The organism is Bacillus sp. AK124 (assembly GCF_053903085.1).
The window spans coordinates 187,139-199,024 of record NZ_CP096378.1; the positions used below are offsets into that span (position 1 = coordinate 187,139).

Annotated in this window: 10 protein-coding genes and 1 riboswitch; of the genes, 4 read left to right on the top strand and 6 right to left on the bottom strand. The window is 46.6% G+C overall.

What is annotated here, in order from left to right:
- Positions 1-7: 7 nt before the first annotated feature.
- From galE to M1E06_RS00905, 4 genes are all read right to left on the bottom strand, one after another.
- Complete coding sequence (galE, locus tag M1E06_RS00890) at positions 8-1,003, bottom strand: UDP-glucose 4-epimerase GalE (protein ID WP_020453487.1); 996 nt, start codon at positions 1,001-1,003, stop codon at positions 8-10.
- A 30-nt stretch (positions 1,004-1,033) separates the two neighbouring features.
- Positions 1,034-2,032 (bottom strand): glycosyltransferase family 2 protein, encoded by a 999-nt coding sequence (locus M1E06_RS00895; RefSeq protein ID WP_020453486.1) that lies wholly within the window; start codon positions 2,030-2,032, stop codon positions 1,034-1,036.
- Positions 2,032-4,272: a glycosyltransferase family 39 protein gene (locus M1E06_RS00900; protein WP_020453485.1), complete on the bottom strand. Its 2,241-nt coding sequence runs from the start codon at positions 4,270-4,272 to the stop codon at positions 2,032-2,034. Before M1E06_RS00900 ends, M1E06_RS00895 begins: the two co-directional genes overlap by 1 nt.
- A 139-nt stretch (positions 4,273-4,411) precedes the next feature.
- Positions 4,412-5,542, bottom strand: a complete 1,131-nt coding sequence (locus M1E06_RS00905; RefSeq protein WP_023856917.1) for a 5-methyltetrahydropteroyltriglutamate--homocysteine S-methyltransferase — start codon at positions 5,540-5,542, stop codon at positions 4,412-4,414.
- Between the two features lie 73 nt (positions 5,543-5,615).
- Positions 5,616-5,725, bottom strand: a riboswitch (SAM riboswitch).
- A gap of 318 nt (positions 5,726-6,043) precedes the next feature.
- Here M1E06_RS00905 and M1E06_RS00910 point away from each other — a divergent pair.
- The gene (locus M1E06_RS00910; protein ID WP_023856918.1) at positions 6,044-6,727 is read left to right on the top strand and encodes a DUF3298 and DUF4163 domain-containing protein; all 684 of its coding nucleotides are present in this window, start codon (positions 6,044-6,046) and stop codon (positions 6,725-6,727) included.
- Positions 6,728-6,825: 98 nt separating this feature from the next.
- On the opposite strand, the gene M1E06_RS00915 is transcribed toward M1E06_RS00910, so the two are convergent.
- Positions 6,826-7,356 (bottom strand): chorismate--pyruvate lyase family protein, encoded by a 531-nt coding sequence (locus M1E06_RS00915; RefSeq protein ID WP_020453481.1) that lies wholly within the window; start codon positions 7,354-7,356, stop codon positions 6,826-6,828.
- 196 nt (positions 7,357-7,552) lie between these two features.
- The gene (locus M1E06_RS00920; RefSeq protein WP_020453480.1) at positions 7,553-8,527 is read right to left on the bottom strand and encodes a LacI family DNA-binding transcriptional regulator; all 975 of its coding nucleotides are present in this window, start codon (positions 8,525-8,527) and stop codon (positions 7,553-7,555) included.
- 233 nt (positions 8,528-8,760) lie between these two features.
- Here M1E06_RS00920 and M1E06_RS00925 point away from each other — a divergent pair, with 233 nt between their 5' ends.
- Genes M1E06_RS00925 through M1E06_RS00935 form a run of 3 tightly spaced genes read left to right on the top strand, consistent with a single transcriptional unit; the run spans position 8,761 to position 11,854 of the window.
- Entirely contained in the window at positions 8,761-10,059 is a 1,299-nt protein-coding gene (locus M1E06_RS00925) for an ABC transporter substrate-binding protein (protein ID WP_035338027.1), read from the top strand.
- Positions 10,060-10,070: 11 nt separating this feature from the next.
- Positions 10,071-11,009 (top strand): carbohydrate ABC transporter permease, encoded by a 939-nt coding sequence (locus M1E06_RS00930; protein ID WP_035338025.1) that lies wholly within the window; start codon positions 10,071-10,073, stop codon positions 11,007-11,009.
- Entirely contained in the window at positions 11,006-11,854 is an 849-nt protein-coding gene (locus M1E06_RS00935) for a carbohydrate ABC transporter permease (protein WP_035338023.1), read from the top strand. Before M1E06_RS00930 ends, M1E06_RS00935 begins: the two co-directional genes overlap by 4 nt.
- Positions 11,855-11,886: the final 32 nt, after the last annotated feature.

Sequence of the window (11,886 nt, forward strand, 5' to 3'; positions counted from 1 at the left end):
TCATTTTTCACCCTTGCTTCACCTTCTCCGCCGCATATCCATTCGGATTCGCAGAGTGCCAGTTCCAGGCGTCGCGGATGATTGCGATCAGGCTGTTGTGCTTTGGAGTCCAGCCTAATTCTTTTTTGGCTCTGGAGGAAGAAGCGGCAAATGTTGCTTGTGAGTCGATGTCCGTTTCTGTCAGCTTTGCGGCGATAAGAGGAATGCCTGTGACATATTGGGCGGCAAGAATGATTTGTTCAGCGGAGTAGCTTTCGCCATAGCTGAGATTGTAGATTCGGCTATCCCTGCCTTTCCGCAAATGGCTGATGGCGAGCACGTGTGCTTCTGCCAAATCCTGCACGTGAACATAATCGCGGAAGCCAGTTGCTTCTTCAGGTTGATCTATGTGAACAAAAGGAAGGTGTCCGAGAGCGGTTCGCAGAACATTGGAAATGAGATGTGTTTCACTTCCCCGGTCTTCGCCGATGATGACAGATGGGTGGGCGCCGCACGCATTGAAGGAGCGGAGGATCACATATTTCAGACCGTACGCTTTTTCCGCTTCCATCAGCATTTTCTCCATCATCCATTTGACCTTCCCGTGCGGGTGAACGGGTTCTGGTTCGGTTTCTTCTGTGACAGGGAGGTTCTGCGGACAGCCGTAGACCGCAACGCTTGATGCAAAAACGATCCGGCCGACATCGTATTCTTTCATCACGTCAAGCAGTGTTTCCATGCCTGTCATGTTTTCGTTGAAAGAAGAAAAAACGCGATTCGACTGTAATGGAATAGGTGATGCTGCGAAATGCATGACGGCTTCAATGTCCTCATTTTCAAATACTTGCTTGAGAAAATGCCGGTCGCGAATATTCCCTTCATAAAACGCAGCTTCGGGGTGAACGGCTTCTGCGTGTCCCGTTGCCAGGGAATCCACAACGACGACTTTTTCTTTTTTCTCAATTAACGTGTAAACGGCGTGGGAACCGATATAACCGGCTCCCCCGACAACAAGTATGCTCATCGGAATCCCTCCTTTTGGATCTCTTATCTTCTACATGATATGGCGCTGCGGAGCTGCCGCCCGCCGCTGTTCTTCAAATCCGTATTTGCCGTCAATGATATATAGCGGCCTGTCTTTCACTTCGTCATAAATGCGGCCGATGTATTCGCCGATCGCTCCGAGGATGATCAGGATAAAGCCGCTGAACAAGCATTGCAGAATGATCATCGAAGACCACCCGGTAATGGTGCTTGTCGTAAACAGCTTCATGCAGACGACGATGAAGGCATATATAAAACCGACCGCTGACAGCGCGATTCCTGAGTAGCTTGCCAGTTTCAGCGGCTGAAAGGAAAATGAAGTGATGCCGTCGAGCGAGAGCTTCAGCATTTTTTTGAGCGGGTACTTCGTTTCCCCTGCAAGCCGTTCGTGGCGCTCGTAATAGACGGCGGTCTGCTTGAACCCGAGCCAGCTGACAAGGCCGCGGACGAACGGATTTTTTTCTTTCAGCTTGTTCATTTCATTGACCACCTTCCGGTCCATGAGCCGGAAGTCTCCCGTATCCACCGGGATATCAACGTCTGTGAGTTTTCTTAAAATACGGTAGAACATGGCGGCCGTTTGCTTTTTGAAAAATGTTTCTCCTTCCCGCTTTGTGCGGACGGCGTATACAACGTCAAAGCCTTGGCGCCACTTTTCCGCCATTTCCAAAATCAATTCGGGAGGATCCTGCAAATCGGCATCGATCACCACGATCGCTTCGCCGGCAGCATAGTCGGTACCGGCCGTAATGGCGATCTGATGACCGAAATTTCTTGAGAAATTGATGCATTTTACTGCCGGGTCTGACTGAGCAAGCGACTTCAGCATGTGAATGCTGTCATCGCTTGAACCGTCGTTTACAAAAATCAGTTCATAAGGGTCGCCTGTCGAGTCCATGACGGTTTTTAATCGGTCATAGGTGCTTTGAAGCACTTCCGCTTCGTTGTAGACAGGGACTACGATTGAAAATGTGACTTGTCTCTGCATATTCATCACCTTTCCTTTCATCAATCAAGCTCCACTTTATAAAGCGTCTGATTTCCGCCAGGTCCGCCTGACTGGGAATCGTTATCTGAAGAAGAGCTGCTGTATTCGTTTTTTGAAATTTCTTTTCCGTTTTCTTTAATCCAGTTAGTGAATTCTGAGTTGTCTTGGCCTCGACCGTCGCTGATCATGAAGTACTTGACTTCGCCGTTTTTGACGAGCTTCTCAAGTTTTTCAACCGTCAAAATCGGGTCGCTTCCAGAGAATCCGCCCATCGCCATGACAGCTTTACCTGTTTTGATGATGTAAGATTGAGCAGACGTTGCGCTGGAGACCGCAAATAAATATTTTTCACCCGTGTTGTTCTTTTCAAGGTAGCTCAACAGTTCTTCATCGACTGATTCGCCGCTTCCAGGGCTGCCGCCGCTTGGTCCGCCTTGTTGACGGCCGCTTGCGCCTTCGCCGTTCTGATTTTGGCTGTTTTGGCCGGAACCGGTATCAGTTGAAGAATCATTGCTGTTTGAACCAGGACCGAAGCCAGGTCCGTTATTGTTGTTTTGATCACTGTCTGTTTGACCGTCTTGGCTGCCGAATCCGGGAGGTCCGCTGCCGTTGTTATTCTGCATCTTCCCTCCGCCACCGCCGCCAAATGATTGTGCGGATTTAGGTCCGGCCTGCGGAATCATGCCGTTTACACCGTCAGCGAGCGTTGCTGTTGTCCAATAGAAAGGTCCGATCAGCATGCCGAGCAGCGCTGCAAGTGATACATAGTAGCTGAATGACTTTCCTTTTTTGAAAAAGATGAGAAGGCAGCTTGTGACAATGCCAAAAGCGCCGATCAATATGCTCCAGACGATGCCGATTTCGCTGAGATAAGGACTCAAAATATACAATTCAAATGCGGTTGTCAGCAAAATTCCGATCGGCAGAAGCTGTTTTTTCCAGCCGCTTTCCTCCTGATAGAGGCGAACGAGCGCTGTCCAGCCTGCACCTGATAAAGCGGCAATCGGTGCTGCCAGCATGATCAGATAGTAATGGTGGAAGAATCCTGCGACGCTGAAGAATGCAGCGACTGGCAGAAGCCACATCATCCAGAAAATCGTTTCAGTCGTTATTTCATTGAATTTGCGTTGACCGCGAAGGCCCGTGATCAGCAAACCGATGATGCCGAAGAGTACAAACGGGATGAGCCAGCTTGCCTGTCCGGAAAGCTCGGATTGGAATAGTCTGAGAGGGCCAGGGTTTCCTGTGCCAAACATGCCGCTCGTGCCGCCGCCGGGACCTCCGCCGCCGCTTTGAACATCACCCTGCTGGCCGTCCGGTCCGCCTGAAGGCATCTCGCCCCCGCTCGGCGGAGCCATTTGTCCATTTGTCGAGTCTGAGTTGTTTTCGGTATCGCCGCTTTGCTGCTGCGGCATTTCCTGCTGCTGGTTCTTTTGATTTTGATCAGATGAGGGGGTTCCGCCCCCGCCAGCACCGTTTTGGCCTGTGAGACGCTGGATGCCGTTGTAGCCAAACGCCAGCTCAAGGACAGAGTTGGTCTGGCTGCTTCCAATATAAGGGCGCGAACTCTCCGGCTGACTATCGACGACTACCGCCCAGGAAACGGAAACGCCTGCCAGAACGATCAAGGCTGTGATAAGAGACACAATTTTTTTGCGAATCGTCGTTTTTGCTGCAATCATGTAAAACAGCAGGAATGCCGGTAATACCATGTATGCTTGCAGCATTTTGACGTTAAAGCCGACGCCGACCATACAGAATGCGCCGAGCAGCCAGCCGATTTTTCCTTTCCGGACTGCTTTAAACAACATCCAGGTTGCAATCATCAAACAAAGGGTGAGAATGCTGTCGACGTTGTTTGTATGGCTGACCGCAACGGCAATCGGCGTACACGCCATAATAAGAGCTGAAATTCTGGCCGCCGTTTTGCCAAAAGTAGGTTTTACAATAAAGTACAACAGTGCTACGGAAATCACTTCGGCAATCGCTTCAGGAAGAACGACGCTCCAGCCGTGCACGCCGAACACAAGTGCAAAAAGTGTCTGAATCCAGAGTGCAACCGGCGGTTTATCAACTGTTACAAAGCCTGCTGGATCAAATGATGCGTAAAAAAAGTTATGAAAACTTTGGGTCATACTTTCAACGGCCGCCGTATAGTAGGCGTTGTCTGTGTCACTATTCCAGATGCCGTACAAGTTTAAAGCTGCAGATAATACAAGAATGAAGACCAGGAATATATCGATTTTCCTTTTCTTAATCATTGTTCGATCACCTCACTAAAGAGCATTATAGAAGCCAAATATGATCAAACTATGAACAAATCAAGAAGGAATTTTAAATTGTATAGAGGGGCAAAAAAAAGAGACATGCCGTCAGGAGGCATGTCTCAAATATGAGGTGTTATTTCCATACGTCTTCTGCGATCTCGACGACATGGCGCAGTTTTTCCCATTGCTGCTCTTCCGTCAGGAGGTTGCCTTCTTCTGTGGAGGCAAAGCCGCACTGCGGGCTTAGGCACAATTGGTTCAGGTCGACGAAGCGAGCTGCTTCGTCGATGCGCCGCTTAATATCATCCGGGTTTTCAAGCTCTCCGAATTTGGACGTGATCAGACCGAGGACGATCTGCAAGTCTTTCCGTTTGACATAGCGAAGCGGTTCGAAGCCGCCGGAGCGCTCGTCATCAAATTCAAGGAAAAGTCCGTCTAAATTGAGTCCGTCGAAAATCGTTTCTGCAGCCGCATCGTAGCCGCCTTCCGCCACCCATGTTGACTGGAAGTTGCCGCGGCAGATGTGCATGGTGACCGTCAAATCGTCCGGGCGTCCTTCAACTGCTTCATTAATCGTGTTGGCGAAGGACTGGCGCAGTTCATCAGGCTGGCGGCCGAAGGCTTTGATCTGCTCATGTCCTTTGTCTGAGAAAAATACCGACCAGGCCGTGTCATCCAGTTGCAAATAGCGGCAGCCGGCATCGTAAAATGCGCGGATCGCTTTTTTGTAAGCCTGCGCGACATCGTGATGGAACTCATCCAGATCCTCGTACGGGCTTTCTCCAAGTTTTCCTCTGAAAAACAGCATATTCGGGCTCGGAATCGTCATTTTCGGCGTATGTGTGCCCGCAATATCATGAAGAAATTTATAATCTTCCAGCATCGGATGGTTTGTAAAATCGACTTTGCTTGTTACTTTGATTCCGCGCGGCTTCGTTTCAACATTATGAAATTGAATGCCCTTATCCGCTGTATATCCTTCTACGCCGTCAAGCCCTTCAAGAAAATCGAAATGCCACCATGACCTGCGGAATTCCCCGTCAGTAACGGCTTTAAGGCCAATTTCTTTTTGCTTTTCGACAATGCGCTTGATCTCTTCGTTTTCGACTTCGCGCAGTTGTTCAGCGCTAATTTCACCGTTCGCTTTTTGAATACGCGCTTTTTTTACGGGCGCAGACCTTAAAAGACTCCCCACCTGATCAGCTCTGTACGGTCCGATTTTTTTCCCAGGCGTTTGCTTCAGTACATCGGTTGATTGTGTCATGCTTCATCCCTCTTTCTTTATAGACATAAAAAAGCTCTTCCCGATAAGGAAGAGCTTGATATATTCAATCTCCTCCTTATCTTCAAGAGCACGTACATGCTCTTAAGGATTTAGCACCATTCTGTCATAGACAGCGGTTGCCGGGTTTCACAGGGCCAGTCCCTCCACCACTCTTGATAAGGAAAACCTTTTTATGCAATTTTTTAATAGTTTTAATATTAATACTTTTTATAAAAATGTCAATGGGTTTAAAAAAACTATTTGGTTTTTCATTTTCTTCTTCTGCGGTTAAACCGGAGGGCGTATCGAATCAGCGTGTGAATTTTTTGTCAAGACAGTCGTTCAAATGGTCAACAAGGTGCTGAACGAACAGGGTGAATTAGAATATTTTTCAATTTTTATCTCCGAAAATAGAAACTTTCTCGCGAGTTCACCGGTCTATCATGTGTACCCGATTTCAAAATGGGTATGATAAACAATGACAGATTAAGGAGGGTTCTTATGAACAAAAAAACAGTGTTTAAAGCGTTAGGTATGCTGATGACAGGGGTATTGTTTTTTGCGCTGTACGGTGCGGCCGCACTTCCTTCTGCACACGCGGCAAATGAAAAAAAGCCGACGGTCACGAGCCATACTTACAAAAACATTAAGGCTTTGAAATACCCGCAGGTTGCAAATGTAAGCAGCAAATCTCTCCAAAATAGGATCAACAAAGATTTTAAACGTTATATTGAGCAGTCCTACAAAGATTATGTAAAAAACAAGAAAGACGGCCAACAGCACGGATACCAAACAGATTATCAAACGTCCTTTGAAGTGAAATACCGGACCGGCCAAAAGCTAAGCATTCTGACAAGTAATTACGTCTACTCCGGCGGAGCGCACGGAAATACGGCAGTCCGCTCTTTCAACTATGACCTTGCCTCTAAAAAGCGGGTGTATTTATCAGATATCTTAAATACAAAATCGAAAATGGATAAGACAAAAACATACATTTACGACTATATTCAAAAACACAGCGACATTTTCTTCCCGGATGTGAAGAAGAAAGACATCGTCCTTGGTAAAAACACGGCTTTTTATTACACAAAAGACGGCATTGCGATCGTCTTCCAGCAATACGATGTCGCTCCTTATGCTGCCGGAAATCCGGTCGTTGCCGTGCCGAAAACGGTGTATCAATAAATAACAGCCCCTGTTTCGCAGGGGTTTTTGTTTTGAGGGAAGAAGGAATGGGGAGGTTATGGAAGCCTTTTCATGAAGTGGCAGCTGACGGGCATGATTCAGCCCGCAGTCCGTTCGCAGATTTTTTCTAAATCGAATAGCTCGCAGACATAGAACATGCACTGCCGGCCGCTGATAATCTGATATTTTTTAAAAGCATATGTCCGGTCTGCTGAAACAGGTACAAGTTGTGTGAAATGTTTTCCCAGGCAGTCGCCCGTACTGAAAATTTCACGCCTTGACTCCAGTTCTGCAATGATTTTCCCGATGGGAAGCCTTTCTGCCTGCAAATCTTGTTTGATGGCGGGCGGCAGTAAGTTTGTTTTAACATAGACATAATTATAAGATAAATAATCATCGCCTGTTTTCAAAGAGGAAGTTCTAAACAAGATGTCATCATCGCGTTGAAACAGCCTCGCTTCTTCAGGTGACAGCTTGTCATAATCAATATTATTTTGCTGAAAAACTTCGATTTCGGCTTTGCCGCCGATCAGCGTTTCAATCGCTTTGGTTGTTGAACCATCGGTTTTGGTTAACATGTCTTTTACAAGAGCAACTAGAGTTTCAGGAAAAAAGTGGCTTACGCTCAATGAAAGGCACCCCCGTACCAAAATTAGAATTTTTTGAAAACTTGTCTTTAAATTTATCATGTGGAGATGCGTTTGTCTAGAAAAATAAGTTAAATTTTAGGTTAGTAATGTAAATTTTATATTTTTAACAATTGGATAGATCAGGATATGTATGGAAAAAGGAGACGTCAATGTCTCCTTTTTTTGTGCGATTCATTTAAGTCGTCTCTCCTTCTAAAAGCTGTACGGGCAAATAGGTTTCCAGCGGTAAATCATCGAATTCGCCTTCAATGGCTTTGGACAAAATCTCGATGGCCGTCTTGGAAATGAGTTCAATCGGCTGCTGGATGGTTGTCAATTCCGGGAGGATGGACTGAACGGCTTCCGTTCCGTCGTAGCCGATCACCTTTAATTGCCCGGGAATGTCTTTTCCGCGTTTTTTTGCTTCGGTGATGACTGTAGCGGCCATGAGGTCATCGCTGGCAAAAATGCCGTCAGCCGCAGGCTGTTCATCAAACAGTTTTGAGATGATTTCCCGGTAATTTTGATGAAAGGGAACCTCATATGTAATCGGCTGCCTTCCGTGTTGTCGCATCACATCTTCATATGCTTTTCGTCTAAGATTTGCCGGTGTTTTCAGCTCAATTGGTCCGTTGAGATGGATGATGTGCCGGCAGCCTTTTGCAATTAACAGTTCTGTCGCTTTTCTTCCTCCGTCATAGTTATTGGAGCCGATGACGGGAATCGTTTCCGATAAGTAATGATCGATGGCGACAATCGGCAGGTTTTGCCGATGATAGTTTAAGATTCCCCTGTTGTAGGTCACGGCGATGACGCCGTCCACTTGATTTCGCATCAGCATTTCCAAGTATTTTTCTTCTTTGTCTTTGCGGTTCAAGCTGTTGCAAAGCAGCAGTTTGTAGCCCATGGCAGCGCAGATGCTCTCAATATGAAAGGCCAGTTCGCCGAAAAACGGGTTGCTGGAGTTAGGGATGATGAGCCCTATTAAATGAGTTCGTTTACGAAATAAAGAGCGGGCCAAATCGTTTGGAAAGTAATTGATTTCTTCCATCGCTTTATAGACTTTTTCTTTTGTTTTTTCACTAATATAGCCGCGGTTATTTAATACCCGCGATACGGTTGTTGGTGAAACTCCCGCTTTTTTTGCAACGTCGTGAATGCTAGGCTTCATTCCCTTTTCCCCCTGCTAGTTTACTGAAATGGCTTACAATTCTCGTCACGCACTTATTTTAGAGAATCGGACTGATATGTGCAAGAAAATGCCATGATTCTGAGAAATGTACCGGGATGAATAATTGGGGAAAAAATATGTCAACCGGTTGACATGTGAAACCGGTTGACATACAATTCACTTGAAAGCGCTTTTATCTGTTGATTTATGAAAAATGGGGGGAAGTGACAAAGATGAAAAGGTGGCTCTTCGGAATTTTTTCGTTGTTACTGATGTTTGCGATGTGGGGCTGCAGCAATAGCAAAAGTGCAAATAGCCAAGATGGGAAAACGCTTACGATGTGGGTGCACGTATCTGATGATAGTGAAGAAGGAAAGGTCTATCAAAAGCGGGTGGACGCTTTTAATAAAAAGTATGCCTCCGAAAACGTCAAGGCAAAAATTGATTTCATCCCCAGAAGCGGAAACGGCGGCGGATATGAAGACAAAGTGAACGCGGCGCTGACAACGAACACCTTGCCGGATGTGATCACTTTGGACGGACCGAATACGGCGGCTTATGCGAAATCTGGTGTAATTGCGCCATTGGATGAGTATATCAAAGACCAGGATGATTTATTGCCGAGCATTAAGCAACAGGGAACCTACCAAGGGAAACTGTATGCGATCGGCGTCAGCGAATCGTCGGTCGGTATTTACTATAACAAAAAAATGCTGAAGGACGCCGGCGTTGACTTGAAAACGCTGCCAACGGTTGAGAATCCATGGACGTGGGACGAATTTCTTGAGCTTTGCAAAAAGCTGAAAAATAAATATGACAAACCGGCCATCGATATGCAGTTGCAGTCAAAAGACGAAATGCTGACTTATGCGCTTTTGCCATTTGTTTGGTCGGCTGGCGGTGATGTCCTTTCAAAAGACGGCAAGAAGTCGGAGGGTGTTTTTAACGACAAACCGACCGCTGCAGCGATGACATTTATTCAAACAATGCTGAAGGAGGGTTACACGACCCGGACTCCGGTTAAGCAGGCGTTTGAAACGGAAAAATATCCGATGAAAATGAGCGGTGTCTGGACGGTAACCGACATGGAAACAAATTTCCCTAATGTCGATTATGGTGTGATGCCGTATCCTGTTTCGCCAAAAACAAAAAAGCTTGTGTCCCCTTCAGGAAGCTGGCAGTTTGCCATGACACAGACGTCTGAAAACAAGGAATGGTCGGCAAAATTGGTCGATTGGATGACAAACAAGGAATCCAACCTGGAATTGAGCCGTTCGATCGCCGCGCTGCCTGTGCGCTATTCATCAGAGAAAGTGATGGCAAAGGAATTCTCAGATGAAATGAATGTCTTCTTGCAGCAGCTGAAAGAAACGGGGCATGCACGACCGGTGACACCGGCATATCCACAGGTGACACGCGCATTTCAGCAAGCGATCGATGACATCAGCTTCTTTGATCAGCATCAGGATATTCAATCGGTGCTGGATACGCGTGCAAAAGAAATGCAATCAGCCATTGATAAGGCAAACTAGAAGGTGGAGCCATGAATAAAATTCCGTTGAAAGAAGCAAGGACGGCCTTTCTGCTGAAAAAAACCCCTGCCAATAAAATAGGGTGGCGGGACAATGTGCTGGCCTATACATTTTTAGGTCCGTCCTTGCTGATTTTGTCAGTGTTTCTCGTGATTCCTTCGATTATGGCGGTTTACTACGCATTTACAGATTATTATTTGTTAACACCTGACCTGCGCAAGTTTGTCGGTTTTGACAACTTTATCAAATTGTTCAAAGACCCTATTTTCTTGAAAAGTTTGAGCAACACATTGAAATTTGTTGTCCTTGTGATTCCGTTGCAGATCGGGGCCGCTCTCGGGCTGGCCCTTCTGTTGAATAAAAAGCGCAAGGCCAATACGTTTTTCAAAGTCGCATACTTTAGCCCCGTCGTCATGTCGCTTGTTGTCATCTCCGTTTTGTGGCTGTACTTGCTGAATCCGAATGAAGGAATGATCAATAACGTACTGACGCATGTCGGTTTACCGCCACAGCCGTTTTTGACAAGTCCTGATCAGGCGATCTTTACAATTGTTTTCGTTTCAGTCTGGCAGGGAGCGGGATTTCAGATGCTGATTTTTTTAGCGGGCCTGCAAAACATTCCCGGAGATGTCTACGAGGCGGCGCAATTGGATGGTATGAATAAATGGCAGCGGTTTATTTATATTACATTGCCTTTGTTGAAACCGACGTCGATTTTTATCTTTATTACAACGCTGATCAGTGCGTTTAAGCTCCTCGTGCAGCCAATGGTCATGACCCAGGGGGGACCGGTCAATTCAACGATGACAGTTGTCTATTATATTTATCAAACGGGATTTACCGATCGGATGGTCGGCTATGCAAGTTCAATTGCGCTCTTGTTTGGCACGATAATTGGATTGGTGACGCTTGCGCAGCGCAAGCTGGTGAAGGAGGATGAAGGCGGATGAGAAGGAAATTCGGGCCTTTAACGATACTGGAATATATATGCCTTGTTTTGCTGGCGGTTCTGTTTATATTTCCGCTGATTTGGATGGTCGCTTCATCGATGAAACCGGAAGCCGATATTTACAACAATATCAGCAGCATTCAAGCGTTTCTCCCGTCTTTTCATCCGTCGGAATGGTTTCAATCCTACAGGGAAGTGCTGTCACGGTTTGATTTACTAATGTATATCGGTAACAGTCTGTTTTACGGTTTGTGTGTGGCAGCGGGAGCTGTCATTATCAACGGAATGGCGGGCTTCGCATTCGCCAAGCTGCAATTCACAGGTAAAAAAGTGCTGTTTACCATATTGCTGGCGCTTTTAATCGTGCCGATGGAAACGATTTTAATCTCGCAGTTTACAATTGTTCATAAGCTCGGACTTGTTGATACGCGCCTTGCCGTGATTTTGCCGGCGCTTGCCGGGGCTTTCAATATTTATTTGTTCCGAAACTTTTTCATGGCGATCCCGGGGGAGATGATTGAGTCGGCCAAGCTTGACGGAGCCAACACATGGCAGATTTTCTGGCGGGTGATGCTGCCGATGTCGAAACCGGCTGTTGCTACTGTGGGGACATTGGCTTTTATCGGCAGCTGGAATGACTATATTTGGCCGCTGATGGTTTTGACGGATAAGTCGAAATTTCCGATCCAGGTGGCGATTACAGCCATCAACAGCACCGAGCCGGTTTATACGAACCAGGTAATGGCTGTCTTGACGATTTCCACGATTCCGCTGATTCTCATCTACATTGTAGCCCAACGCTACATTTTAGATGGCCTCGGCGGTTCAGGGACAGGCATCAAATAGATACATCCAAATCGGGTTAAAGGAGCAAATGA